The organism is Arthrobacter sp. P1_B3 (assembly GCF_056406615.1).
Map to the genome: position 1 here is coordinate 67,072 of NZ_JBFTZV010000013.1, position 25,420 is coordinate 92,491.

Consider the following 25,420-nt stretch of genomic DNA (forward strand, 5'->3'; position numbering starts at 1 on the left):
CTCTTATCCTGAACTCTGCAGAGCACCCATGAGATCTTCAACAGGCGTCCGGCCGGCCGCCGTCACGGCCCGCGGCTGGGGCTGGCGGCACGCCGGAAGGCCCCGGCCCGCCGTCAGCGGCCTTGAGCTGGACATCCGGCCGGGGGAGCGCGTGCTCCTGCTGGGCCCCTCCGGCGCCGGCAAATCGACGCTGCTCCACGCCCTGGCCGGCGTGCTGGGCGACGGCGCGGCCGGCGCCTCGGGGCCGGCCGGCGACTCCGAAGACTCAGACGAGACCGGAAGCCTGCTGATCGACGGTGCCCCGCCACGGGCGCATCGCGGCCGCGCCGGGCTTGTGCAGCAGGACCCGGAAACCCAGGTGGTGCTTTCCCGCCTCGGCGACGACGTCGCCTTCGGTGCGGAGAACCTCGCCGTCCCGGCGGCGGAGATCTGGCCGCGCGTGCGCGAGGCACTCGACGACGTCGGGCTGGGCCGGCTGCCGCTGGACCACCCGACGTCGGCACTCTCCGGCGGACAAAAGCAACGGCTGGCGCTCGCCGGGATCCTTGCGATGCGGCCGGGGCTGCTGCTGCTCGACGAGCCGACCGCCAACCTCGACCCCGCCGGCGTCCTGGAGGTCCGCGACGCTGTGGGCCGCTGCCTGGACAAGACCGGCGCCACCCTGGTGGTCGTGGAGCACCGGGTGGGGGTCTGGAAAGACCTGGTGGACAGGATCGTGGTGCTGCAGCCCGGGTCCGCCACGGACTCCGCCGTGCTGATTGACGGACCGCCGGACCGGGTCCTGGCCGAGGCGCGGGACATGCTCATCGGTGCGGGCGTCTGGGTGCCGGGCTACGTCCCGGCGACGCGGTTGCGGCTGCCGGCACGGGACGCAGGTCAGCTCCTGCTCGCGGCCGACGGGCTCGCGGTGTCACGCGAGCGGCCGCGGCGGGCCGGGCTGCGCGACGGCTTCCGCACGATCGCGCCGCGTCCGGTCCAGTCCGGAGTTTCCGTCCAGGTCCACGCCGGCGAGGCCCTGACCATCACGGGACCGAACGGCGCGGGGAAGTCCACCCTGGCGCTGACGCTGGCCGGGCTCCTGCGGCCCGTTGCCGGAACGGTCTCGGCCGCGCCGAAGCTCAGCGGTGATGCCGGAACCGATCCGTACCGGTGGAAGGCCCAGCAGCTGATCGCCAGGATAGGCACCGTGTTCCAGGAACCCGAGCACCAGTTCGTCACCGGCAAGGTCCTGGACGAGCTCATGTTCGGCCCCCGCCACCTCGGCTACGGCGCAGACCGCGTGGACGAGCTGCTGGAACGGCTGCGGCTCAGCGAACTCGTGGAGGCCAACCCCTACACGCTTTCCGGCGGCGAGAAGCGCCGCCTTTCGGTAGCCACCGTGCTGGCCGCGCACCCGCAGGTGCTCGTCCTGGACGAGCCCACCTTCGGCCAGGACGCCAATACCTGGGCCGAACTCGCCTCGTTCCTGTCCGAGCTGCTCGACGCCGGCACCGCCGTCGTCTCCGTGACGCATGACGCCGAATTCAGCGCCGTCCTCGGCGGCACCGAACTCCGACTCCGGCCGCGGGAAACTGCCGCCGCGGATGCTCCCGGCCCGGATCTTGAACTGCCGGAGGGGGCCTCGCCATGAGGGACGCACTGAGCCTGCGCGGCAACCATGCGCTGCTGACCCGCGCCAACCCGCTCGCCAAGTTCACCGCGGTCACCCTGATCACGCTGGTCCTGGCGCTGTCCATTGACTGGGTCTCGGCGTCGGTGGCGCTGGCCTTCGAACTGCTGCTCCTGCCGCTGGCCGGCCTGACCCTGGCCTTGCTGTGGCAGCGCGGCTGGCCGCTGATCCTCGCGGCGGCGCTGGGCGGCTGGAGCACCGCCATCCTGGCGCCCGACGCCGGATCCGTCCTGCTCGACGCCGGGATCTGGTCCATCAGCGCCGGTTCCCTGCAGCTGGGGATCGGCTTCATGCTCCGCGGGCTCGCGATCGCACTGCCTGCGGTGCTGCTGATGAGCTGCACGGACCCCACAGACCTTGCCGACGCCCTGGCCCAGAACGCAAAACTGCCGCACCGGTTCGTCCTGGGCACCTTGGCCGCCATGCGGCTGGTCGGGATCATGGCCGAGCAATGGCAGACGATCGGCATGGCCCGGCGGGCCCGCGGCGTGGGATCGAGCGGCAACCCCTACCAGCGGTTCCGCGCCGCCCTGGGCCAGAGCTTCGGCCTGCTGGTGCAGGCGATCCGGAGCGCTTCACGGCTCGCGGTGACCATGGAGGCCCGCGGGTTTGGCGGCGCGGCGCGGACCTGGGCCAGGCCGTCCACGTACAGCGGACTCGACGTCTGGGTACTGCTGGGCGGACTGGGCATCGCGGCAGCCGCCGTCGCAGCGGCCCTCGGCTCGGGCACCTGGAACCTCGTCTTCCTCGCGCGCCAGTAGCGCGCCGCCCACTGTTTCCGGCACCGCAGCGCGTCGCAAGCCACCGGGTATCGCATGATGCGGGTATCCCTGTGAGATTAACGGCACTCCGGCGGGAATGCCGGGGGTTAATAAATCATCCGTGATATTTTCGGGACATGACTCAACCGACTGCTGAACACGTAGGCCTCCTGCTCCGCGAAGCCCGCGGCGCGAAGGGCTGGACCCAGGGACAACTCGCCGCCGAGCTCGGCACCAGCCAGAGCGCCATCGCCCGGATGGAACAGGGCAAGCAGAACCTGAGCCTGAAGATGATCCAGCGACTGGAGGCGATCGTCGGACACAGCATCGTCAAGGTGGGCCGGCCCCAGATGACCCACCTCCGTGTCGAGGGCGGCCGCACACTCGCCGGCGCGGTGGACGTCAACAGCAGCAAGAACGCCGGCGTCGCCCTGTTGTGCGCCAGCCTCATCAACCGCGGCACCACCACCCTGCGCCGGCTGGCCCGGATTGAGGAAGTCAACCGGATCGTGGAGGTGCTGACCAGCATCGGCGTCGAGTGCACCTGGCTCAACGCGAACGACCTCCAGATCCGCCGCCCCGCGGTCCTGGACCTGGCATCCATGGATGTGGAGGCGGCCCGCCGGACCCGCAGCGTCATCATGCTCCTGGGCCCGCTGCTGGACGAGGCCGACACCTACCGGCTGCCCTACGCCGGCGGCTGCGACCTCGGCACCCGCACCGTGCAGCCGCACATGCAGGCACTGCGCCAGTTCGGCCTGAGCGTGGAGGCGAAATCCGGGTTCTACGCGGTGCAGGCGCCGCCGTCGGACGGTCATGACCGCTCCTTCGTGCTGAGCGAACGCGGCGACACCGTCACCGAGAACGCCATCATGGCCGCAGCCCACCGCCGCGGCACCACCGTCATCCGCAACGCCAGCCCCAACTACATGGTGCAGGACCTCTGCTTCTACCTGCAGATGCTCGGCGTGGAAATCGCGGGGGTTGGCACCACCACGCTGGAGATCACCGGCCGCCCGTCGATCGACGCCGACATCGAATACTTCCCGTCCGAGGACCCGATCGAGGCGATGAGCCTCATCACCGCCGGCATCGTGACGAACTCGGAGGTCACCATCCGCCGCGTCCCGATCGAGTTCATGGAAATTGAACTCGCCACGCTAGAACAGATGGGCCAGCGACTTGAGGTTTCCGGGGAATACTTTGCCCGCAACGGCCGCACCCGCCTGGTGGACGTCACCACCAAGCCCTCGGAGCTGCGGGCGCCGGAGGACAAGATCCACCCCATGCCCTTCCCCGGCCTGAACATCGACAACCTGCCGTTCTTCGCGGTGATCGCCGCCAACGCCCACGGCCAGACCATGATCCATGACTGGGTCTACGAGAACCGGGCCATCTACCTGACCGAGCTCAACAAACTGGGCGCCCAGGTGCAGCTGCTCGATCCCCACCGGATATACGTCAACGGGCCCACCAAGTGGCGTGCCGCCGAGGTTGGCTGCCCGCCGGCCCTCCGCCCCGCCGCCTGCCTGCTGCTGGCCATGCTGGCGGCCCGCGGCGTCTCGGAGCTGCGGAACATCTATGTCATTGAGCGCGGCTACGAGGACCTGGCCGAACGGCTCAACACCATCGGCGCGAAGATCGAGTACTTCCAAGACTGATCCCAGACTGATCCCGTGTTGGTGTAGGGGCGTTTCTGCGGATCGTGACGCACAATAGATTCATGCGCACATTCGGCGTGGAGGAAGAACTGCTGATAGTGGACCCCGAATCGGGGATGCTGCTTGCCCTCGCCGACCTGATGCTGCCCAGCCTGGTTCCGCCAAAGAGGCAGGACGCCGCCCAAGTTCTCCCAGGGCAGCAACCGGTCCACGAGGGCGCCGACTTTAGCTACGAGCTCAAACTCGAACAGATTGAGACCCAGACGCGGCCCTGCCTGGACTACGCAGAACTTCTCCGCCAGCTCAGGCAGAGCCGGGCCCGGGCGGACCAGGCCGCCCGCGCGCATGGCGGCCGCGTCGCAGCCTTGGCCACCTCGCCCCAAGGCGCAGCCACGCACCTCACACCGAATCAGCGGTACATGACCATGCAGGAACGCTTCGGGCTCACGGTCCGGAACCAGCTGACCTGCGGCCTCCACGTCCACACCTTTGTGGAGTCCCCGGAGGAGGGCGTGGCCGTGATGGACCGGATCCGCGACAAGCTTGCAGTGCTGCTCGCCCTCAGCGCGAATTCCCCGTACTGGAACGGCGCGGAGACGGGATTCGAAAGCTACCGCACGCAGGCGTGGAACCGCTGGCCGGGGTCAGGCCCCACCATGATCTTCGGCAGCCTGCCCGTCTACCGGCGGCTGGTCACCCGGCTGGTGGAAAGCGGCGTCCTGATGGACGAGGGGATGGTCTATTTCGATGCACGGCTGGCCCGGCTGCATCCCACCGTGGAAGTCCGGGTCGCCGACGTCTGTCTGCGGGCCGAGGACGCGGCGCTGATCGCCGTGCTGGTGCGCGCCCTCGTGGAGTCCGCGGCGCGGGAATGGAACGACGGCGTCGACCCCGCCCCGGTGCCCACGCTGCTGCTGCGGATGGCCGCGTGGCAGGCCAGCAATTGCGGACTCCGCGGACAGCTCCTGGACTTCGGAACGTTCACCCCGGCCCCGGCCGCGGATGTGGTCTGGGCGCTCGTGGACTTTGTGGCCCCCGTGCTGGAGGAGCAGGGCGAGCTGGATCTGGTGCGCGAAGGCGTCGACAGGATCCTGACGGAGGGCACCGGCTCGCAGCTGCAGCGGGGCCCTCACCGGGAAGGCGGGCTGGCCGCCGTCGTCGAACGGGCCGTCGAGGTGACGACCCAAGGGGCTGCCACCGGGGAACCGCTCGGCGGGAACGTGCCCCTGGACCGGCTGCACCGGGGCTGAACCGGATGGCCGCACGGCCTTCCACGGTCTCGACGGCGACGGGGTTCCCCGGCGAGGAGGCCTTCGGACTCTACCGGTGGTCCAGGGCTGGCCAAAGAATCTGAATATCAATGGTCTGAGGCGAAAGGGCGCCGGTCTTGATGTGGGGCTATGGCATGAATATGGGCTGGATGTGGCTGTGGGGCAGCCTCCTGCTCGTTGGAATAGCGCTGCTGGTATTGGTCGCGGTGCGCATGTTTGCCGGAGGCGGGAGTCAGGGCGGGATGCAGGGACCGCCGGGGCCCTACCCGGGCAGGAGCCGGGCCCGGCAGATCCTCGATGAACGCTTTGCCCGGGGTGAGCTGACCGCGGAGCAATACCGTGAGCAGCTAAAGGTTCTCGCCGAGGACCAGTAGTGCGCCCAATGAGCCGCCGGGATGCGCTCCTGCTGGGAGGCCTCGGCACGGCAGGCATCGTCGCCGGCGGGGCCGGGCTCTGGTGGACGGTGAGCTCCCGGTTCTCCCCCGTAGCGGGCGCTGAGTTCACTGAGCCGGAGGCGCTGCGCAGCAGCAGCGGACGGCTGCAGGTCCGGCTCGAGGCTTCCCCGGGTTCGGTGCGGCTCGGCGGCCAACAGGCATCGGCGCTGGGCTACAACGGAGGAGTACCCGGCCCAACCCTGCGCTTGCGGGGTGGAGACGTGCTGGCCGTCGAGCTGGTCAACAGCATGGCCGTCCCGACCAACCTGCATGTCCACGGACTCCACGTCTCTCCCCAGGGCAACGGAGACAACGTGTTTGTTGTGGTTCAGCCGGGCCACTCGTTCAGCTACGAGTACCGCCTCCCCGCGGACCACCCGCCCGGCGTGTACTGGTACCACCCCCACCATCACGGCATGGTGGCGGATCAGATATTCGCTGGCCTGTTTGGCGCGATCATCGTCGAGGACCCTGACCCCGTGGCCACCAGCCGGGAACGTGTCATGGTCATTTCCGACATCACCCTGGACGGGTCCGGGACCGTCGCCGACGCCTCGCCGATGGACAGAATGACCGGCCGGGAAGGTGACCTCGTCCTGGTCAACGGACAAAGCAACCCGAAACTCTCCGCCCGGCCAGGCGAGCGTGAGCGGTGGCTCATCGTGAATACCTGCGTGGCCCGCTACCTGCGGCTGCGCCTGGATGGGCAGCAGATGCAGCTTCGCGGCATGGACTCCGGCCGCTACCCCGCGCCCGGGACTGTGGACGAGTTGCTGCTGGCGCCGGGCAACCGTGCGGATGTCCTGGTCACAGCGGCCGCGGGCGACGCCACTCTCAGGGCTGCCTACTACAACCGTGGCGGCATGGCCGGCATGATGGGACCGGCAGGGCCAGCGCCAAACGGCGGCCAGGGCACAGCGGACATCGTGCTGGCGACGCTGTCGGTGTCCGGCGCCCCGGCCCCGGCTCCACCGGCGGTGCCAACTCAGCCTGCGCCGGCGGACCTGAGGAACGCGGTCGTTGCCGCGCACAGGCAGCTGACCTTCGCCGCCGGCGGCATGGGTATGGGGATGGGCATGATGAGCTTCACCATCAACGGCCGCGAATTCAACGCAAGCCGGACCGACACCACCGCGGCCGCGCAGACAGTGGAAGAGTGGACCCTGATAAATCCCAGCCCGATGGACCATCCTTTTCATCTGCATGTCTGGCCGATGCAGATCATCGAGGCACGAGGCACCACCCCGGACGCACCCCTCTGGCGGGACGTCGTCAACGTGCCCGCCAATGGACAGGTGAAAGTCAGGATCAATTTCAAGGATTTCGCCGGCCGCTCCGTGTACCACTGCCACATCCTGGACCACGAGGACCAAGGAATGATGGGAGTGATCGAGGTCCGCTAGGCACGGCAGCACGTGTCCCGGCAACGGCCCGGCCAACACCCGGCATGTAGCCTTAGCCTGTCCGACATCCGATCACTGCTGTCCGGAGGGAGAATGCCATGGCCGCAGCGTCCATGCACCATGCCGCAGCCGCGCTTCGCCGCGGATTCCTGCTCGTGGGCTTGCTTGCCGTCATGGCCGGATTCCTAGGGATGCACATCATGACCGGTATGCATGGCGCTCATGCCATGACGGCGGTGACTTCCTCCACGGACCCCGCAGGGTTGTCCTCCCAGACGGCACACAGTTTCGCATCCGATCCCGCGGCCCATTCCCCGCGGGCCGGGGCAACTGCCCATGACGCGATGGCTCCGCCGCCTGCGACCAGTCCGGGTCCCGGGCTGACAGGTAGCGGCAGGGCCGCCCTGCCATCGGCGTCGTGTGTGTGCCAGTCGAGCTGCACCGATCCTGCGTCGATGCACCCGGCCTGCGTGCCGTCGGCGGCCGCGGGCTCCCTGGCCGCGCCCCCTCCCGGCATGGCTCCGGCGTCGCTCCACAACCCGGACGCGCGCGCCGGCGGCGCGATCCTGACCTACTCGTATCTGCCCGCAAGTCCTTCGCCGGGCGATCTGTCCATCAGCCGGACGTAAGACGGGGCCTTGCCGTGTGGTGCCCGGCGCCCCTCCTTACCCCACACGTTCCGGCCGGATTTTTCCCCCGGCGCGGGCGTGCCATCCGCAGGCGTGCAACAACGCCATTTTGGCTATTGAAGGACTTGACCCCCATGAAGAAGACCCTGACCATTTCTGCCCTTGGCATCGCCGCCGCCATCGCCCTTGCCGGCTGCGCGGGCAACTCCGGAAGTTCACCCGCCGGCACCATGCCCGGCATGAGCGGCGGCATGGGCATGTCGTCCAGCCCGGCCCCCGCCGCCTCGGACCACAACGCGGCAGACACCATGTTCACCCAGGAGATGATCCCGCACCACGCCCAGGCCGTGGAAATGAGCGACATGATGCTCAAGAAGCAGGGCATGGACGCCCGGATCACCGCACTCGCCACGAAGATCAAGGCTGCACAGGCACCCGAAATCGAAAAGATGACGGTCTGGCTCAAGACCTGGAACGAACCCACCCAGATGGCCGGCGGCCACAGCATGGGCGACGCAATGATGGGCGGTGACGATCTCACCAAGCTCGACGCCGCCCAGGGAACCGATGCGGCCAAGCTGTTCCTGACCCGGATGATCGCCCACCATGAGGGCGCGGTGATGATGGCCAAGACTGAAAGCAGCCAAGGCAAGAACCCGGAAGCCCTCATCCTCAGCAAGGCAATCGTGACCTCCCAGGAAGCTGAAATCCAGGAAATGAAGGCCCTGCTGGCAAACCTCTAGCCCGCGTCCCGGCCCCGGTCCGGTTTTCGGACCGGGGCCTTCCCGGCCACCCCGCCCGCGTTGGCCCAGACCTGCGTTGGCCCAGACCTGCTTGAGCGCTAGACCTGCTTGAGCGCCTGGCCGAGGTCGCGGATCAGGTCCTCCACGTCCTCCAGGCCCACCGAAAGCCGGACCACGCCGTCGCTGAGCCCGATCGCCGCACGGCCTTCCGGGCCCATCGCGCGGTGCGTCGTAGTCGCAGGATGCGTGATGAGCGTCTTGGCATCACCCAGGTTGTTGGAGATGTCGATGATCCGCAGCGCGTCCAGCAGCGCGAAGGCGGCCTGCTTCGCGGTGCGTCCCGGCGAGGGCGAAAGCTCCAGCGTGAGCACCGTCCCGCCGGCCTTCATCTGCTTCACGGCGAGTGGGTACTGCGGGTGGGATGGCAGCAGCGGGTACTTGACCCAGCTGACCGCAGGCTGTCCCTCGAGCCATTCGGCCAGCCGCAGGGCGGAGGCCGAGGAATGGTTGACGCGCAGGGCCATGGTCTCCAGGCCCTTGGTGAGCACCCAGGCATTGAAGGCCGAGAGCGCCGGACCGGTGTGCCGCATGAGCTGCTTGACGGGCCCGTCGATGAATTCCTTGGTGCCCAGGATCGCCCCGCCGAGCACGCGGCCCTGGCCGTCGATGTGCTTGGTGCCGGAGTAGACCACCACGTCCGCGCCGAGCTCTCCGCAGCGCTGCAGCAGCGGGGTGGCGAAGACGTTGTCGACCACCACCGTGGCCCCGGCCGCATGCGCCAGTTCGCTCACCGCGGCGATGTCCACGATTTCCTGCATGGGGTTCGACGGCGACTCGAAGAATACCGCCGTGGCCGGCTCGGACAGGGCAGAGCGCCATTGTTCCAGGTCCGGGCCGTCCACGAAGACCGTCTCGACACCCCAGCGCGGCAGGATCTCGTTGAGGATCACAAAGCACGAGCCGAACAGCGAGCGGGCTGCGACTACGCGGTCGCCGGCAGCCAACAGCGCGCCCAGCGCGGTGAAGACGGCGGACATGCCGGACGCCGTCGCAAAACACGCCTCGGTTCCCTCGAGCAGCCGGAGCCGCTCCTGGAAGGTGGCAACGGACGGATTGCCGTAGCGGGAGTAGACGAAGCGCTCGTCTTCCCCGGTGAAGGCGCGCTCGGCAGCGGCCGCGGACCCGTAGACGAATCCGGAGTTGAGGAAGATCGGCTCGGTGGTTTCCTGGAAGCCGGTGCGGTCAAGGCCGCCGCGGACAGCCTGGGTGTCGGCGGCCCAGCCGGCGGCGTCGGGATTGAAAGTCATCAGATCTTTCCAAGGTTGGTGGGCAGGCCGCGGTTCTTCCAGCCGTTGACGGTGCGGTCGCCAAAACGGTCGGTCTCGCCTTCGAAGCCCTCAAGAACGTTGTACGAGGTGTATCCGGCGGCCGTCGCGGCCGTCGCGGCGGCGATCGAGCGGACACCGGAGCGGCAAAGGAACACCAGTTCGACGGCGGAGTCCTCCGGTGCCTCTCGCCTTAGCTGTTCCACGAAGTGCGGGTTCGGTACGCCGCCGGCGAGGTTCCACTGGATGAAAAGCGGATCGTTCCGCCTTCCGCCCGCGGACGTCGTGTCCGGGATGCCGATGTGGGCCCATTCGCCCTCGGTCCGGACATCCACCAGGAGGGCTCCCGCCTCCAGCTTGGCCCACGCCTCATGGGGGCTGAGGTCTCCGGCGTAGCTCATGCGTGGCCCTCGAATGCCCCAACAGCGTCAATCTCGTCGGCATCGAGCTCATCGACTGCATTGGCCACGGCGGCGTCCGCGCTCGCAATCGCGGCCGGCAGGACCAGCGCCTGCGCCACGATCACGGTGCTGCCGTTGAAGGTGGCGGCGGGGCTTCCGTGCAGGACATAGCCCTCGGCCAGGGCGGCGGACACGCGCTCACAAAAGGCGCGGTCATCCGTGCCGGTGAACAGCCGGTAGGCCAGTCTTTCCTCGCCGGCAGGTGGTGCACTGCGTGCTGTGCTGGGTGCTGTGGTGCTGAGTATTTCGGGTACCGCGGGTGTTGACATGGGGGGCACGACGGATCTCCTCTTTCACGCTTGCAGCTCGAATTCTCGATTGCCGAGTATTCACCTGAGGCACCCCGCCGCGAAAAGGGAGGGTTGCCGACCGGCCAGTCAGGGCTTGGCACCGGTTCTCATTACTCCCCAAAAACGTAACACCTACGACGCCGGCCCGCACCGCCGTCGTCGTCATGTTCCGTAACCGGGCCACGCCCAGGCGCTGGCGCCGGCCGGGCCCAGCGTGGGGCGGGGTGCGGCCGAGTAGTTGCGGGCTCCAATTTCGGGTACAGCCCACTCGTGTGTGCGCGGACGATTCGCCGTCTACTGGAGGACATGGCCGACGTGTCGGCCGGATTTGCAGGTTAACCGAGCTGTCCGTGAATCGAGCCGTCTGTCCATCAAAACAAGTTGTCTGTGAATCAGTGGCCGGAACCGTCGGAGCCACAGCCATGGCCCGGCCGGTGACGGCGGAATGGAGCAATTGTGGGCCCGCGCATACTGGTTACCGGGATAGCAAGCGCCGCCGGCCGGACCGTCGCGGCCCAGCTCGAAGCCCGCGGACTCCCGTATCTCGGCTCCGACGCCCGCGCCGACTCCCGCCAGGCGGAGGATGCCCCCGCCGCGGCCGCGGTCAGGCTCCTGCCGGCGACGGACCCGGACATGATCCTGGACCTGCGCCGGCTGGTGGACCGTGAAGCCATCAACGTCATCATTCCGACCCTGACTGTGGAACTTCCGGTCCTGGCCGCGGCCCGTGCCGGTTTCGCCCAGGACGTGCGGATCATCGTGGGCGACCCCGCCGCGGTGGCCCTCGCCAACGACCAGCTGTTTACCACCTGGGCGTTGCAGGCAGCCGGGATTCCGGTGCCCCAGGTCGCGGTTCCGGGCGACCTCGCCGCCGCGCCGGCATCCCTCGCCTCCCTCACCGGGCCCGTGGTGGTCAAGCCGCGGGTCTTCAAAGGCTCCCATGGTGTCCACGTGCTGGCCGGAACCGCCTCGGTTAGCTGGAAGAACATGCCGGCGGGGCAACTTGTCCAGGAGTTTATCCCGGGCGCCGACTACGTGTGCCTGGTGTTCGGCACTCCGGCACGCAACGCGATGGCGCCGGTGGCGGTGGTCCTCGAGAAGACCAGGACCCCGTATGGACACACCGGCAGCGACGAAGTCAGCCGCAGGGTGCCGGTGAGCCAGGCCGGGGACGTGCGGAAGCTGGGCCTGGCCGCCGTCCGCACGCTCGGGCTGACCGGGCCGGTCCAGGTCCGGATTCGCCGCCGCGCGGACGGAACCCCCGTGGTACTGGGCGTCTGCGCGACCCTGGGGGAGAACAGCGCCTGGGCCCCGGAAATGCTCGACGCCGTGCTGGCCACCTTCATGCTCCCGGCGTTCAACCCGGCATCGTTCCGGCGGTGCCCGGCGGTTCCCGCGGACGCCCTGGGGTGAAGCGCGGCCCGGCAGAATGGTGTGCTCACGCAGTCGCTGAGTCTCCCCACTTTTGAGGCCGGAGGACGGCGTGTTCCCACAAACCGCCGTCGTTACCGTGGTCCCTGGCCGCAAAACCGGTGAGTATCAGCGGCGCCTGCCGTGCAGCACCGGCCTGGCCGCACTATTCGATGGTGGCGAACAGGGCGTTGAGTTCGGCCGTGAGCTGGCGTCGCAGTTCCGGGGTGCCGATTTCCTGGCCGTCGATGTGGTTCACCGGGGCCAGGAGCCGGATGCTGGAGATCAGCCAGACCGCGTCGGCATCCAGCAGGTCCTTCGGCTCCAGCGGGCCGTAGCCCAGCTCCCAGCCGGCGGCCTTGGCGGCGGTGAACAGGGCGCCCTGCGAGGTCCCCGGCAGAATGCCGCTGTCCAGCTGCGGGGTGATGAGCCGCCGGGTTGTGCGGACGCCGCCGGCGCCGTCGTCCGCGGTTTCCAGATGGGCCAGCAGAACGGTCGACGTCGGTCCCTCCAGGACCCGGCCGTCCGCGGACGTGAAGATGACGTCGTCGGCGCCGTGCCGGTGGGCGTAGCGCAGCGCCGCCATGTTCACGGCGTAGGAGAGGGTCTTGGCGCCGAGCAGCAGCCAGGGGGCGCGCTCGCCGACGTCGCTGTCATAGCCACGGTCCAGCAGGATGACGTCGATTCCGGTCTCGCGCTGCCGGCGGCCCGCGGCCGCGGGCGCGGAGGCCTGGACCCAGCACGTGGGGGCGGCGGCGCCCTCCGGCCCGCGGGTCACGAGCAGCTTCACCACAACCTCGTCTTCGTCCGCGCCGCCTGTTGCTGCCGCGGCAGGATCCTTCCCCCGGAACTCGCGGAGGGCGGTTTCCACTGCCCGCCGCCACGCGTCCTCGGCAGGGATGTCCAGCTCCAGCAGCCGGGCAGAGCCGGCCAGCCGAGTCAGGTGCGCCTGGATCTTGCGGGGCCGGCCGCCCACAGCCAGGAGGGATTCGAAAACGCCGTCGCCGCGGGTGGCGCCCAGGTCCGTGGCCATCAGTTGCGGCTGCGACGCGTCGGCAACGCGGCCGCCGTCGAACGCCGGGTCGAGGAAGACCAGCACGGTCGCGGGCGCAGGAACAGGGGCTGCAGAGATCATGGCTCCAGCTTAGTCTCGGTGGTCCCGGGATAGGATTTGCACGTTGCCCGTTCAGGAACTGTTCCGCGGGCTTGTACTTTTAGGGGTTCGCCTGTGCTGTGGCCATTTCCGCTGGCGGAAACTTTACCGTCCTGGGCGGTTCTGATCCTGACGGTGATCGACTTCGCCATCCGCGTGCTGGTCCTGGGCATCATCCCAGGGAACCGGCGGCCCACCACCGCGATGGCGTGGCTGCTGGGCATCTTCATTGTGCCCATCCTTGGGCTGGCCCTGTTCCTGCTGTTTGGCAACTTCCGGCTCTCCCGCCGGCGCCGTGCCCAACAGGACGCTGTCAACACCCGGATCCGGGCCGGGACGTCCGACCTGGAAGAAGTCGAAAGCCGCTACGACGGACCCGAATGGGTGGCCTCCGCCGCTGAACTGAACAAGACGCTGGGCTCGCTGCCAATGGTGGACGGCAACAGCGTGGAGCTGCTGCCCGGCTACCCCGACTCCATCAAGGCGATGGCCGCGGCCGTCCGCGGCGCCAAATCCTTCGTCAACGCCGAGTTCTACATCATGAGCACCGACCACGTCACGGACGATCTGTTCACCGCAATGGAAGAGGCGGCGGAGCGCGGCGTCGAGGTCCGCGTCCTGTTCGACCACCTCGGCAGCCTTCGCATCAAGGGCTACAAGCAGCTCAAGGCCCGGCTCAACGCCAGCAAGATCCGCTGGCGGCCCATGCTGCCGCTGAACCCGTTGCAGGGGCAGTGGCGGCGGCCGGATCTCCGCAACCACCGCAAGATCATGGTGATCGACGGCGAGATCGCCTTCACGGGATCCCAGAACCTGATCGAGCCGTCCTACAACAACCCCAAGCACCGCAAAGTGGGCCGCGAATGGGTGGAGCTCATGGCCTGCATGCGCGGGCCGATTGTCACCACGCTGAACGTAGCCTTCGCGACCGACTGGCTCAGCGAAACCGACGAATCCCTTGAAGGGCAGCTGGAACACCGGCCCGAGCCCCACGCCGGAAACATCACGGCGCAGGTGGTCCCCAGCGGCCCGGGTTTTGTCACCGAGAACAACCTGCGGCTGTTCAACACCCTCATTTATTCGGCGCAGCACAGGATCTCGCTCTGCAGCCCCTATTTCGTCCCGGACGACTCGCTGCTCTACGCGGTGACCACGGCGGCGCAGCGCGGCGTCGAGGTGGAACTGTTCGTCTCGGAAAAGGGCGACCAGTTCCTGGTCCACCACGCGCAGCAGTCGTACTACCAGGCCCTGCTCGAGGCAGGCGTGCGGATCTACCTCTACAAGGCGCCGTTCGTGCTGCACGCCAAGCACTTCACCATCGATGACGAGGTTGCCGTGCTGGGCTCCAGCAACATGGACATGCGCTCCTTCTCGTTGAACCTCGAGGTCTCCGTGATGCTCCTCGGCGAGGACATCGTGCAGAGGATCCGCGCCGTGGAGGACACATACCGGAGCATTTCGCACGAACTCCTGCTGGAGGACTGGATGAAACGGCCCATGAAGGCCAAGTACGTGGACAATGTGGCAAGGCTGAGCGCAACCCTGCAGTAGTCCGGCCGCCGGCGGGGCAGCCTTGGGGAACGTCAGCCTTGGGGGAATTCGGCACCGAGCGCCGAGAGCACGCCGAACGCCTTGGCCCGGACTTCCTCGTACTCCTCCTGCGGGGACGAGTCGGCGGTGACGGCGCCGCCGACGCCGAGACTCACGTCGGCGGTGCCGTCGCCCAGGGCGCTGATCACGAGGGTCCGGATCGCCACGGAGAGGTCGGCGGCCCCGTTCAGGGAGAAGTAGCCGATCGCGCCGGAGTACACGCCCCGCGGCGCGGCCTCCAGCCGGTCCAGGATGGCCATGGTGCTGACCTTCGGGGCGCCGGTCATCGAGCCGGCGGGGAAACAGGCGGCGACCGCCTCGGCCCGCGGCAGTCCGGGCCGCAGCCGGGCATCGATGGTGCTCACCATCTGGTGCACGGTGGCGTAGCTCTCGATCGCACACAGCCGGCTGACGGCCACCGAGCCCGGGACGGCGAAATGGCTGAGGTCGTTGCGCAGCAGGTCCACGATCATGATGTTTTCCGCGCGGTCCTTGGCCGAGGACTCCAGTTCTTCCCGCAGGGCAGCGTCCGCGCCCGGTTCCGCGTCCCGGCGGCGCGTGCCCTTGATCGGTTCGGCCCGCATCCTGCCGTCCGCGGCAATCCGCAGGAAGCGCTCCGGCGACGTGCTCGCCACGGCGAGCTCGCCGAACCGCAAATAGCTGGCGAAGGGGGCCGGGTTGCGGCGCCGCAGGTCCAGGTAGGTCGGCCACGGATCCATCCCCTGAGAGCCCGCAGGCGAGGCAGCGGTGAGCGCCGTGGTCAGGCAGACCTCGTACGTATTGCCTTCCGCAATCTCACGCTGGGCCTCAGTGACCTTTGCCTTGTAGCCGGCTTCCGTGTCCCGTGCAGTGAAACGCGGGGCAGCCAGTTGCCGGGCACTGAACGTGGACGTGGACGTGGACGGCGCGGATGCGGCCGCGGCGACGGCCGCGCGGGCCGCCTCGAGCCAGTCTCCGGCGTCGGGCGCGTCCAGGGTCAGCAGCCAGGCTGTGCCCTCGGCGTGGTCAAGGACCACGGCGCGGCCGGCGAAGATCAGGCAGGCGTCCGGGGTGGCGGCGGCCACGTCATTGCCACCGGTTTCGCGTTTGAGCTCATAGCCGAGGTACCCGAGCCAGCCCAGGGTGAACTCGCACGGGTAGGCCTCGGGCGCATGGAGCGCCCGGCGCCCCCAAACGCCGTCGAGCCAGCGGAAGAACGGGCCGTCGGTGGACGCTGTGGCGTGGCCCGTAGTGACACGGGTCCGTCCGGAACTGTGCCGGACGGCCTGGCCGAAGCGGCCGCCGTCGTCGGCCAGGATGCTGAAGCGGCTGCGCTCCGCGGCCTCCGGGGCGAGGCCTGCCGGGTCGAGGGAGGAGTCGAGCCATACGGCGTTGGCCGAATCGCCGAAAAGCGCCGCAAACAGCTGCTCGGCCTCGGGCTGGGCGTCGATCCGTTCGGCCAGCAGCTGCAGGCCGCGCCGGGCGGCGCGTTCAGGCAGCAGGGCGGGGGCGACGGCCGGGATGTACTGGAGGGCCTGGAGGACGTCGTCGGGGGCGGTGCCGTCCGCACGGTTAAGTACGTGCACATCCGCGCGGGCCGGGACGTCGTCGGCCGCCAGCCACTCCGCTTCCTGGGCCGCCCACTGGTCCCAAAACGGTTCGTAGGTGTCGCCGTCCCGGGCCAGTGCCCTGGCCCGGCGGTCGTCGTCGGAGGAGTCCGCCCAGATCACGGCGTCCAGCAGGGGGAGTGCCGCCGCTGCGGCGGCGCCGACGCCCTCCACCAGGACGATTTCGGCAGGGCGGGTGGTGCGCGCATCGCCGTCGTAGTGCCGCTCCCAGTCCCAGCTGACCCATTCCGCGCTCTCCCCGCGCCGCAAGGGCGAGAGCACGGTGGTGACATAGCGTTCAATCCCGGCGGCGAGCCCGTTCCAGCCCGGATAGATGTCCTCGAGGTGGAAGAGCGAGACTTTGTGGTGTTCCCTGAGCCGCGCCGCCAGTTCGATGGCCAGAGTGGTCTTGCCGGAGCCGGACCGTCCGTCGATTGCGATGATGACGGGTGCGGGGCTCATGAAATAGAGCGTACCCGCTGACCTTCGCTGCCGTGATGTTGCCCGTTCTGGCGCTGAAGCTCGGTGCGCACGTGCTGCACGATCCCCGGAACTGAGGCCCGGATGAGGTTCCAGGTGGTGTCGAAGTCGGTGTGGCCGCCGTACCACGGGTCCTCGATGCCCTGCTCCAGCGGGTCCTTGTCTGCCACGGCGGGGTCGAAGCTGCGGAGCATGAGGATCTTGGCCAGGGATTCCTGGTCCGGTGCTGCCTGCCGCAGCCAGCCGTAGTGGTCGACGTCGAGGGCCAGGATCAGCTCCCGGTTTGCGAACCATTCGGGCCGCCATTCGCGCGCCACGTGGCGGTCCGATGCGATGTTGTGGGCTGTGAGTTTGCGCGCGGCCCGGGGATCGATGGGCCGGCCGGCCTCATACGCGGTGGTGCCGGCGGAATCGACCACGGCCCCGGTGAGGTGCCCGGCCCGGAATGCCTCCGCCAGCATGAGTTCGGCCATCGGAGACCGGCAAATGTTTCCGGTGCAGACCGCGATGATCCGGTACTGGCTCGACATTGAGGTCATAGCTAAGCATGAACGATCCCGGGCCTGTTGGCTAGCTGGCCCCCGCGAAGTATTACAACAAATGTCAACCGATATTCAATTTTTGTCACGCCCTCCCGTCGGCGGGCGCATCGCGGGCTGCCGGGCCGAGCCCAAGGTGCCGGACCAGCGCGTCGAGGACCGGCAGCTGGCCCTTGACCAGCCTGGACCGGGCTTCGGGCTCGGCGGTCCATTCGGCGCGGTCGATTTCGGGGAAACTGCTGATCGTGCCGGATCCTCTCGGCCACTCCAGCGTGAAGGTGTTGCTCACGATTCGTTCCGGCTGAAAGTCCGATTCGGCCGTGAAGACCGTGATGATCTTGCCGGAGGGCTGGCGGAAGTCGCCGAGCCGTTGGTAGTCGGCAGCGGGTGCCGGGGTGCCGATTTCCTCGGCAAATTCGCGGTGCGCAGCCGTCAGCGGGTCCTCGTCGGCCGGGTACTCACCCTTGGGGATGGACCAGCCTTGAGCTTCCTTGCGGGCCCAGAACGGTCCGCCCATGTGCGCTATCCAGACCTCAAGCTGCTGAGCGCTGCCGGAGTGGGGCGGCGCGCCGCTGGGCGGGGATGCACTTCCTAGCCGGTACAGCAGAATGCCGGCGCTCCGAACGGTCATGGCTCCTCCTGCCCCAAGGCTATGCCCCCGGCCCGGAATCAGGCCCGCGATCAGGCCGCTGGCCCCCACAGCGCCTTGCGGAGCAGCCCCTTGAGTGTGGCGATCTCCGTGGCGCTGAGGCCGGCCAGGGCGGCGGATTCCGCGTCCCGCGCCGCCGCCTCGGCCCGCCGGAAGACCGCTGCCCCCTCCGGGGTCGAGGAGACGATCTTGGCGCGCCGGTCCAGCTTCCCGGGCGCCCGGATCACCAGCCCGCGCTGCTCCAGCTCATCGATCAGGGCGACAATCTGGCTCGGGTCCAGGCTGAGGAATTCGGCCATCTCTCGCTGGGTTGGTTCCAGCTCGCTGTTGGCCAGGGCCAGCACCGAATACGAGCGCTCCTTGAGATCGAACGCGGCCAGTGCGTGGTTGTTCAGGACCGACCCGCCGGCATGCAGCTTGGCCAGCAGGAAGCCCGCGTCCTGGCTGATGGTCGCCGCCATGAGCTTCTCCGCCGGCTCGCTGCCCGGCTTGTCGTCAACTTCGGTCGCCATGCCCAACTCCAATAGTCCAAAAAATAAATCGTTGACTTTTTCAACTATCCATATTTTCATGGATACAGAACAGCATCCCATGCCGCGGGGCCGGATGCACAAGGCAGCTAGCAAAGGAGCGGCAATGAGCCTGTCAGGAAAAGTAGCAATCGTCACCGGAAGCGGACGGGGCCTCGGCCTAGCCTACGCCCGGGAACTGGCCCGCCAGGGCGCCGCCGTCGTCGTCAACGATGTGGACGCCGGCGTCGCCGCCGATGCCGTCCGGACGATTCAGTCCGACGGCGGCCGCGCAGCCGCCGTCGTGGCCCCGGTGGGCAGCTCCGACGTCGCCAAGCAGCTGGTGCAGGCGGCCGTCACGGAGTTCGGCCGGCTGGACATCCTGGTCACCAACGCCGGCATCCTGCGCGACAAGAGCCTGCTGAAGATGACCGACGAGGACTTCGACGCCGTGATCAACGTCCACCTGCGCGGCACCTTCACCTGCGCCCGGGAGGCGTTCGGCCACTTCAAGGAGCACGGCATTGCCGGCCGCATCATCACCATCGGCTCCCCGACCGGCCAGCGCGGCAACTTCGGCCAGACCAACTACGCCGCCGCGAAGGCCGGGATCGTGGGCATGGTGCGCACCTGGGCCCTGGAAATGAAGAAGGCAGGCGTCACCGCCAACGCCGTCATTCCCGTGGCCGCCACGGCCATGACCAAGACCGTCCCGTACTTCCAGAAGGCTGTCGAGGCCGATGAGCGCGGCGAGGCGATGCCGGCCTTCTTCCGCCACGACCTCGGCTTTGGTACGGCCGACGACGTTGCCGGGCTGGTGGCCTTCCTCGCCTCCGACGCTGCCGCAGGCGTCACCGGCCAGGCGATCGGCGCCGGCGGCGACCGGCTGCAGCTCTGGACCCACCCCGAGGCCGCCGCCACCGAGTACCGCGAGGGCGGCTGGGGCTACCAGGACCTCGTGGACAACTTCGGCGCGCTCTTCGGGGACAAGCTGCAAAGCGTGGGCGAGGACTTCCTGCCGCTGCCGGCGGACCTGCAGCCGGCGCAGCCCGCACCCTCGCAGGCGGCACCGGCCGCAGTAACGGCACAGGTCCGCTGAGATGGCCGCGCAGCGCTACGAACTCGGCATCGACGCCGCCGCCCTGGATGCGATCGACATGCACGTCCACCTCGAAGTGGACGGCCACGGCCACGAATCCCTTCCTGCGGCCCTGACCGAGGCCTCCGCCAAGTACTTCAAGGCCGAGGACCGCAGCCCCTCGCTGGACCGGATTGCCGAGGTCTACCGCGAACTGAACATGGCCGCCGTCGTCTTCACCGTCGACGCCCGGACCCAGCTCAAGCACGAGCCCAACAGCATCCCCGAACTCATCGCCGGCGCAGCCCGGAACAACGACGTCCTGATCCCCTTCGGCAGCGTCGACCCCCGGACCGGCACCGATGCCATCGAGGGCGCCAAGCACCAGGCCGTGGACCTCGGCGCCCGCGGCTTCAAGTTCCATCCGAGCCTGCAGGGCTTCGACCCTTCCAGCGAGCAGTTCTACCCGCTCTGGGAAACCCTCCAGGAGCTGGGCCTGCCGGCCATCTTCCACACCGGCCAGAACGGCATGGGCGCCGGTCTCCCCGGCGGCTACGGCATCAAGCTGGCCTATTCCAACCCGCTCCTGCTCGACGCCGTGGCCGCGGACTTCCCGGAACTGCAGATCATCATGGCCCACCCCTCGGTGCCGTGGCAGGACGAGGCCAACTCGATCGCCACGCACAAGGCGAACGTTTTCATCGACCTCTCCGGCTGGTCTCCGAAGTACTTCCCCGAGTCCCTGGTCCGCATGGCCAACTCGGTCCTGCAGGACAAGGTCCTCTTTGGCACCGACTTCCCGCTCATCACGCCGCAGAAATGGCTGGGCGCCTTCGCGGACCTGCCGCTCAAGGACGAGGTTCGGCCCAAGATCCTCAAGGACAACGCTGTCCGCCTGCTCGGGCTCGGTGGCTGAGGTGTCMGTGGAAACCGCCCCCCAGAAGACAGCGCAGGAGCGCCTCTACAGCGTGTGCGACTACTACGATGCCGAATCCCTCCTCACGGACGGGGAGCGGAAAGTGCTGGGGCGGCTGCGGGAGTTCCTGGACACCCAGGCCCGCCCGCTCCTGGCCGACTACTGGGAGCGCGGCGAGTTCCCGGACCAGCTGGCCCGGCCGCTGACCGATCTGGACCTCATGGAACCGGCGGAACTGACCGGCGCTCCGGGTGCAGAGCCGGTACCCGCCCGGGGAATCTACCAGGGGTTCCGGATCTTCGAACTCGCCCGGACGGACGCCTCGCTGGCCACCTGGTACACGGCCCAGGCCGGGCTGTTCCGGACCGCCATCCGGGTCGGCGCCTCCGCGGAACAACAGGCCGAGTGGATGCCCAGGGTCATCGACTTCTCGCTCAAGGGCGTCTTCTCGCTGACCGAGCCGGAGTCCGGCTCGGACATCGCCGGGGGACTCGCGACCACCGCCCGCAGGGAGCCCGGCCCGGACGGCGACACCTGGGTCCTGGACGGCGCCAAGCGCTGGATCGGCGGCGCGRCAACGGCCGACGTCCTGGCCGTTTTCGCCCGGGACGTCGCCGACGGGCAGGTCAAGGCCTTCCTCGTGGACCGCGAGGCCGCCGGCGTGACCCTGGAGAAGATCCGCGGCAAGACCGCGCTGCGGATGATGCAGAACGCCCACATCACCCTCGACGGCGTCCGCGTTCCCGAGGCCAGGCGGCTCCACAACGTGAACTCGTTCCGGGACGTGGCCGCGATGCTGCGGGCCATGCGCTCGGACGTCGCGTGGATCGCCACCGGCATCCAGGCCGGGGCCTTCGAAGCGGCACTGAAGTATGTCACCCAGCGGCAGCAGTTCGGCCGCCCGCTGGGCTCCTTCCAGCTCGTCCAGGAGAAGCTCGCCCGGATGCTGGGAAACCTGACCTCGTCGCTGTCCCTCGTGGTCCGGCTGACCGAACAGCAGGCCAAGGGCATCTACCGCGACCAGGACTCAGCCCTGGCCAAGATGCAGACCTCCCTGCTGATGCGCGAAACCGTAGCCCTGGCCCGCGAAGTGGTGGGCGGCAACGGCATCACGCTCGCGTCCGACGTCGCGCGGTTCCATGCCGATGCCGAGGCCGTCTATTCCTACGAGGGCACCCACGAGATCAATGCCCTGATCGTCGGCCGCGCCCTCACCGGCGAAAGCGCCTTCACCCGCTGACGCCCTTCACCCGCTGACGACGGCGCGTCCCGCCGCCGTCGTTCGACTCATCCCAACCATCACAGGAGCCAAAGATGCCCAACCTCGTCGTCGACTTCGACAAACTGCTCACCCTCGCCGGCACCGACCTCGGTGTCACCGACTACCGCGAAATCACCCAGGAACAGATCAACAAGTTCGCCGACGCCACGGGCGATGATCAGTGGATCCACGTGGACCCGGAACGCGCCAAGGACGGCCCCTTCGGCGCCCCGATCGCCCACGGCTTCCTCACGCTCTCGCTCATCATCCCGTTCTGGGGCGAGCTTTTCGACGTCGACGGCGTCACCACCAAGGTCAACTACGGCCTCGACAAGGTCCGCTTCACCTCGCCGGTCAAGGTGGGTTCACGCATCCGCATGCGGGCCACCATCGCAGAAGTCACCGAGGTCAAGGGCGGCGCCCAGATCAAGGTGGCCAACACGATCGAGATCGAAGGCCAGGAGCGCCCGGCCGTCGTGGCCGAGTTCCTCGCCCGCTTCTACAAGTAAGCCGCCCCAGCCACTTCACCATCCCTCTGCCTCATCCCTCTGCCCACAAGGAACAACGATGTCCCAAATTTCGCAGTTGCAGGCCATGGACGCGGGTACGCGTCGCCGTGAAGCACGGACCGTCATTGCCTCCAGCTATCTCGGCAGCACCATCGAGTACTACGACTTCCTGCTCTACGCCACGGCCGCCGCCGTGGTCTTTCCCAAGGTGTTCTTCTCCGGCGCGGACGAGTGGGTGGGCGTGGTGGCCGCCTACGGGACCTTCGCCGCCGGCTATGTCGCGCGGCCCCTCGGCGGCATCATTTTCGGCCACTTCGGCGACAGGCTCGGACGCAAGAACATGCTGATCGTCTCGATGCTGGTCATGGGCATCGCCTCCACCCTGATCGGGCTGGTGCCAGGCGCCGCGGTGGCCGGCGCCTGGGGTGCCGTGATGCTCGTGTTCCTCCGCGTGTGCCAGGGCATTGCCGTGGGCGGGGAGTGGGGCGGTGCCGCCCTCATGGCGCTGGAGCATTCGGAATCGGGCAAGCGCGGCTTCGCGGCCTCGTTCGTCAACGCCGGCGCCCCCACCGGTGCGGTGCTGGGCACCCTGGTCATGGGCGCTTTCGCGGCCCTGCCCAACGAGCAGTTCCTGGCCTGGGGCTGGCGCGTGCCGTTCCTGCTGTCCTTCGTCCTCCTGGGCATCGGCATGTTCGTCCGGCTCAAGGTCTCCGAAAGCCCCATCTTCAAGGCGGCACTGGAGCAAGAGAAGGCCGAACAAGAGAAAGCCGAGCGGGAGCAGGCCGATCAGGACCACGCCCAGCCGCAGCGGAGGGCGCAGGGCAGCGCGCCGGTGCGCCGCGAGATTCCCCTCCTGCAGGTCCTGCGCCGGCCCAAGACCCTGATCTTCACCATGCTGGCCGGCGCTGCCGGGTTTGCGCTCCAGGTGGTGCTGGCCACGTTCTCCGTGACCTATGCCGTGTCCAAGGGCGCGGACCGGCAGGGCGTGCTCTACGCCTTCGCGGCAGCTTCGTTCGTATCCATCGCCTTCGTCATCATGGGCGGCCGGCTCTCCGACAAGCTGGGACGGCGGCCCGTGATGATCGGCGGCCTGGTGCTCTTCATCCTTTACCTCACGCCGATGTTCCAGCTCCTGTCCTCCAACAACATCGGGCTGATCTTCGTGGCATTCGCAGTCGGCCTCATGATCCACTCCACCCTGTTCGGCCCGCTCGCGGCCTTCGTGTCCGAGCAGTTCGGCACCACCTCGCGCTACACCGGCGCCTCGCTGGGCTACCAGCTCGCCACGCTCCTCGGCGCGGGATTTACACCGGGCATTGTGGCGCAGATCTTCAAGGATTCCGGACAGGACACCTCCTCCGTGGTCTGGTATCTGGCCATCATGTCCGTCGTGTCAATCGTCTTCATCCTGCTGACGCGCGAGCCCAAGAACAACGATCTGCAGGCTGTCGGGTCCTGACCGGCCCGCAGGCGCTACCGTCTAACTAGAAAGGACTTGCCGTGGAGAATTTTGGCATCGGCTCGTGGCTGCAACGGCGCCGCCCGAAGTCGGGCACCAAGAGCGCCGTCATCGCAGGGGACAGGGAGCTCAGCTACGCCCAGCTCGCGGATCGTTCCACCCGGCTCGCCAACGCCCTCCGGGACCGCGGCGTGGCCAAGGGCGACAGGGTGGCCTACCTGGGCGAAAACGATCCCTCCTTCCTGGAGACCCTCTTCGCCGCCGGCCTGGCCGGGGCGGTCTTCGTCCCGCTGAACACCCGGCTCGCGCCGCCCGAGATCCAGTTCCAGCTCCGGGACAGCGGCGCGGTCCTGCTGGTGCACTCGGCGGCGCTCGCGGTGCTCGCGGAACGCGGCTCGGCGGACACCGCGGTGGGTTCGCGGATCGTCGTAGAGGACCCCGCGGTTCCCGACGGCGGCGGAGCCGTGGTCGGGGGAACGGCCGGCGGAACCGCCGTGGAGGCGTTTGAGGCCGTGATCGCCTCCGGTGCGGTGCTGCCGCCGGACGAGCCCGTGGGCCTGGACGACGCGGCCATGATCCTTTACACCTCCGGAACCACCGGAAACCCCAAAGGCGCGCTCCTGACGCACGGCAACATCACGTGGAACTGCGTCAACGTACTGGTCGATTTCGACTTTTCCTCCACCGACGTCGCCCTCATGATCTCCCCGATGTTCCACGTCGCCTCCCTCGACATGGGCGTCCTGCCCACCCTCCTGAAGGGCGGCACGGTGGTCCTGGAGGCCAAGTTCGATCCGCGCCGGACGCTGGAGCTGATCGAGCGGCACCGCGCAACGACCATCAGTGGGGTGCCCACCACGTACCAGATGCTGTGTGAACATCCCGACTGGGACGCCACGGACCTCAGTTCGTTGAACAAACTGACGTGCGGAGGGTCCGCCGTGCCGATGCGGGTCCTGGAAGCCTACGAGCGGCGCGGACTGCGCTTCTCCAACGGCTACGGCATGACCGAGACGGCCCCGGGCGCCACCACACTGCCGGCGTCCCGGTCCAGGGACAAAGCCGGGTCCTCGGGCCTGCCGCATTTCTTCACCGATGTCCGGGTGGCCGATCCCCTGGACCCGGAGGCGGGCCCCGCCGCACCCGGAACCGTAGGGGAGATCCAGATCAAGGGTCCCAACGTTATCCACCAGTACTGGAACCGGCCCGAGGCCTCGGCGGATTCCTACACCGCGGACGGCTGGTTCAAATCCGGTGACATGGGCTACAAGGACCCGGACGGCTTCGTGTTCATCTCCGACCGGCTCAAGGACATGATCATTTCCGGCGGCGAGAACATCTACCCGGCCGAGGTGGAGCAGGCGATCGCCGAGCTCGACGCCGTCGGCAGTGTCGCGGTGATCGGCGTGCCGGACGAGAAATGGGGCGAGGTGCCGCGGGCCGTGGTGCTGCTGCGGGACGGGGCCCGGCTCACCGAGGAGCAGCTGCGCTCCCACCTGGAGGGCCGGCTGGCGCGGTACAAGATCCCCAAGTCCGTGGTCTTCGTGGACGAGATGCCCCGGACGGCCAGCGGCAAGATCCGGAAGGCAGACCTGAGGAAGCTGACGCCCGGGCACGTCTGACGGGGGCAGGGA

Annotated in this window: 24 protein-coding genes and 1 riboswitch; of the genes, 15 read left to right on the forward strand and 9 right to left on the reverse strand. The window is 68.4% G+C overall.

Annotated elements, in window-relative coordinates:
- Window positions 1–28: 28 nt before the first annotated feature.
- The 6 genes from AC1D2F_RS14565 (at window position 29) to AC1D2F_RS14590 (ending at window position 7,199) form a co-directional block, all read left to right on the forward strand.
- Window positions 29–1,630, forward strand: a complete 1,602-nt coding sequence (locus AC1D2F_RS14565) for an ABC transporter ATP-binding protein (RefSeq protein WP_229993117.1) — start codon at window positions 29–31, stop codon at window positions 1,628–1,630.
- Window positions 1,627–2,430 (forward strand): energy-coupling factor transporter transmembrane component T family protein, encoded by an 804-nt coding sequence (locus AC1D2F_RS14570; RefSeq protein WP_229993118.1) that lies wholly within the window; start codon window positions 1,627–1,629, stop codon window positions 2,428–2,430. Before AC1D2F_RS14565 ends, AC1D2F_RS14570 begins: the two co-directional genes overlap by 4 nt.
- A 137-nt stretch (window positions 2,431–2,567) precedes the next feature.
- Window positions 2,568–4,091, forward strand: coding sequence for a UDP-N-acetylglucosamine 1-carboxyvinyltransferase (locus AC1D2F_RS14575; protein ID WP_229993119.1), 1,524 nt, complete (start codon window positions 2,568–2,570; stop codon window positions 4,089–4,091).
- Window positions 4,092–4,153: 62 nt separating this feature from the next.
- Entirely contained in the window at window positions 4,154–5,341 is a 1,188-nt protein-coding gene (locus AC1D2F_RS14580; protein WP_229993120.1) for a glutamate--cysteine ligase, read from the forward strand.
- 137 nt (window positions 5,342–5,478) lie between these two features.
- A complete protein-coding gene (locus tag AC1D2F_RS14585) occupies window positions 5,479–5,736 on the forward strand; it encodes an SHOCT domain-containing protein (RefSeq protein ID WP_229993121.1) in 258 nt (85 codons plus the stop codon).
- Window positions 5,737–5,744: 8 nt separating this feature from the next.
- On the forward strand, window positions 5,745–7,199 hold the full coding sequence (locus AC1D2F_RS14590) for a multicopper oxidase family protein (protein WP_229993122.1): 1,455 nt from the start codon (window positions 5,745–5,747) through the stop codon (window positions 7,197–7,199).
- 220 nt (window positions 7,200–7,419) lie between these two features.
- Here the strand turns inward: AC1D2F_RS14590 and AC1D2F_RS14595 are convergent, their stop codons facing one another.
- Window positions 7,420–7,716, reverse strand: a complete 297-nt coding sequence (locus AC1D2F_RS14595) for a hypothetical protein (RefSeq protein ID WP_229993123.1) — start codon at window positions 7,714–7,716, stop codon at window positions 7,420–7,422.
- Window positions 7,717–7,962: 246 nt separating this feature from the next.
- Here AC1D2F_RS14595 and AC1D2F_RS14600 point away from each other — a divergent pair, with 246 nt between their 5' ends.
- Window positions 7,963–8,571 carry a DUF305 domain-containing protein gene (locus AC1D2F_RS14600; RefSeq protein ID WP_229993124.1) on the forward strand — a complete coding sequence of 203 codons (609 nt, stop codon included), beginning with the start codon at window positions 7,963–7,965 and terminating at the stop codon, window positions 8,569–8,571.
- A 98-nt stretch (window positions 8,572–8,669) separates the two neighbouring features.
- Here AC1D2F_RS14600 and AC1D2F_RS14605 read toward each other — a convergent pair whose 3' ends face one another.
- From AC1D2F_RS14605 to AC1D2F_RS14615, 3 genes are read right to left on the reverse strand one after another with little or no spacing between them, the layout of a single operon-like run.
- Window positions 8,670–9,878 (reverse strand): O-succinylhomoserine sulfhydrylase, encoded by a 1,209-nt coding sequence (locus AC1D2F_RS14605; RefSeq protein ID WP_229993125.1) that lies wholly within the window; start codon window positions 9,876–9,878, stop codon window positions 8,670–8,672.
- Complete coding sequence (locus AC1D2F_RS14610) at window positions 9,878–10,297, reverse strand: rhodanese-like domain-containing protein (protein ID WP_229993126.1); 420 nt, start codon at window positions 10,295–10,297, stop codon at window positions 9,878–9,880. Before AC1D2F_RS14610 ends, AC1D2F_RS14605 begins: the two co-directional genes overlap by 1 nt.
- Complete coding sequence (locus tag AC1D2F_RS14615) at window positions 10,294–10,626, reverse strand: DUF1737 domain-containing protein (RefSeq protein ID WP_229993142.1); 333 nt, start codon at window positions 10,624–10,626, stop codon at window positions 10,294–10,296. Before AC1D2F_RS14615 ends, AC1D2F_RS14610 begins: the two co-directional genes overlap by 4 nt.
- A gap of 21 nt (window positions 10,627–10,647) precedes the next feature.
- Window positions 10,648–10,762: riboswitch (SAM riboswitch) on the reverse strand.
- A gap of 341 nt (window positions 10,763–11,103) precedes the next feature.
- Between AC1D2F_RS14615 and AC1D2F_RS14620 the strand changes: the two genes are divergently transcribed.
- Window positions 11,104–12,060, forward strand: a complete 957-nt coding sequence (locus tag AC1D2F_RS14620) for an ATP-grasp domain-containing protein (protein WP_229993127.1) — start codon at window positions 11,104–11,106, stop codon at window positions 12,058–12,060.
- Between the two features lie 163 nt (window positions 12,061–12,223).
- Here AC1D2F_RS14620 and AC1D2F_RS14625 read toward each other — a convergent pair whose 3' ends face one another.
- Complete coding sequence (locus AC1D2F_RS14625; protein WP_229993128.1) at window positions 12,224–13,192, reverse strand: aminodeoxychorismate lyase; 969 nt, start codon at window positions 13,190–13,192, stop codon at window positions 12,224–12,226.
- Between the two features lie 93 nt (window positions 13,193–13,285).
- On the opposite strand from AC1D2F_RS14625, the gene cls reads away from it, so the two are divergent.
- Window positions 13,286–14,761 (forward strand): cardiolipin synthase, encoded by a 1,476-nt coding sequence (gene cls, locus AC1D2F_RS14630; protein WP_414645567.1) that lies wholly within the window; start codon window positions 13,286–13,288, stop codon window positions 14,759–14,761.
- A 32-nt stretch (window positions 14,762–14,793) separates the two neighbouring features.
- Here the strand turns inward: cls and pabB are convergent, their stop codons facing one another.
- The 4 genes from pabB to AC1D2F_RS14650 all read right to left on the reverse strand — a co-directional run bounded on the left by pabB (window position 14,794) and on the right by AC1D2F_RS14650 (window position 18,566).
- Window positions 14,794–16,848, reverse strand: a complete 2,055-nt coding sequence (gene pabB, locus AC1D2F_RS14635; protein ID WP_476967013.1) for an aminodeoxychorismate synthase component I — start codon at window positions 16,846–16,848, stop codon at window positions 14,794–14,796.
- Complete coding sequence (locus tag AC1D2F_RS14640; protein ID WP_229993130.1) at window positions 16,845–17,405, reverse strand: low molecular weight protein-tyrosine-phosphatase; 561 nt, start codon at window positions 17,403–17,405, stop codon at window positions 16,845–16,847. Before AC1D2F_RS14640 ends, pabB begins: the two co-directional genes overlap by 4 nt.
- An 85-nt stretch (window positions 17,406–17,490) precedes the next feature.
- Complete coding sequence (locus AC1D2F_RS14645; RefSeq protein ID WP_229993131.1) at window positions 17,491–18,036, reverse strand: NUDIX hydrolase; 546 nt, start codon at window positions 18,034–18,036, stop codon at window positions 17,491–17,493.
- 50 nt (window positions 18,037–18,086) lie between these two features.
- Window positions 18,087–18,566 carry a MarR family winged helix-turn-helix transcriptional regulator gene (locus tag AC1D2F_RS14650; protein WP_229993132.1) on the reverse strand — a complete coding sequence of 160 codons (480 nt, stop codon included), beginning with the start codon at window positions 18,564–18,566 and terminating at the stop codon, window positions 18,087–18,089.
- A gap of 124 nt (window positions 18,567–18,690) precedes the next feature.
- Between AC1D2F_RS14650 and AC1D2F_RS14655 the strand changes: the two genes are divergently transcribed.
- The 6 genes from AC1D2F_RS14655 to AC1D2F_RS14680 all read left to right on the forward strand — a co-directional run bounded on the left by AC1D2F_RS14655 (window position 18,691) and on the right by AC1D2F_RS14680 (window position 25,408).
- Window positions 18,691–19,662 carry an SDR family NAD(P)-dependent oxidoreductase gene (locus AC1D2F_RS14655; RefSeq protein WP_229993133.1) on the forward strand — a complete coding sequence of 324 codons (972 nt, stop codon included), beginning with the start codon at window positions 18,691–18,693 and terminating at the stop codon, window positions 19,660–19,662.
- A 1-nt stretch (window position 19,663) separates the two neighbouring features.
- On the forward strand, window positions 19,664–20,557 hold the full coding sequence (locus AC1D2F_RS14660) for an amidohydrolase family protein (RefSeq protein ID WP_229993134.1): 894 nt from the start codon (window positions 19,664–19,666) through the stop codon (window positions 20,555–20,557).
- Window positions 20,558–20,564: 7 nt separating this feature from the next.
- Window positions 20,565–21,797, forward strand: coding sequence for an acyl-CoA dehydrogenase family protein (locus AC1D2F_RS14665; RefSeq protein ID WP_476967014.1), 1,233 nt, complete (start codon window positions 20,565–20,567; stop codon window positions 21,795–21,797).
- A 74-nt stretch (window positions 21,798–21,871) separates the two neighbouring features.
- Window positions 21,872–22,327 carry a MaoC family dehydratase gene (locus AC1D2F_RS14670; protein ID WP_018774069.1) on the forward strand — a complete coding sequence of 152 codons (456 nt, stop codon included), beginning with the start codon at window positions 21,872–21,874 and terminating at the stop codon, window positions 22,325–22,327.
- Window positions 22,328–22,385: 58 nt separating this feature from the next.
- The gene (locus tag AC1D2F_RS14675) at window positions 22,386–23,786 is read left to right on the forward strand and encodes an MFS transporter (RefSeq protein ID WP_229993136.1); all 1,401 of its coding nucleotides are present in this window, start codon (window positions 22,386–22,388) and stop codon (window positions 23,784–23,786) included.
- 41 nt (window positions 23,787–23,827) lie between these two features.
- The gene (locus AC1D2F_RS14680) at window positions 23,828–25,408 is read left to right on the forward strand and encodes an acyl-CoA synthetase (protein WP_229993137.1); all 1,581 of its coding nucleotides are present in this window, start codon (window positions 23,828–23,830) and stop codon (window positions 25,406–25,408) included.
- Window positions 25,409–25,420: the final 12 nt, after the last annotated feature.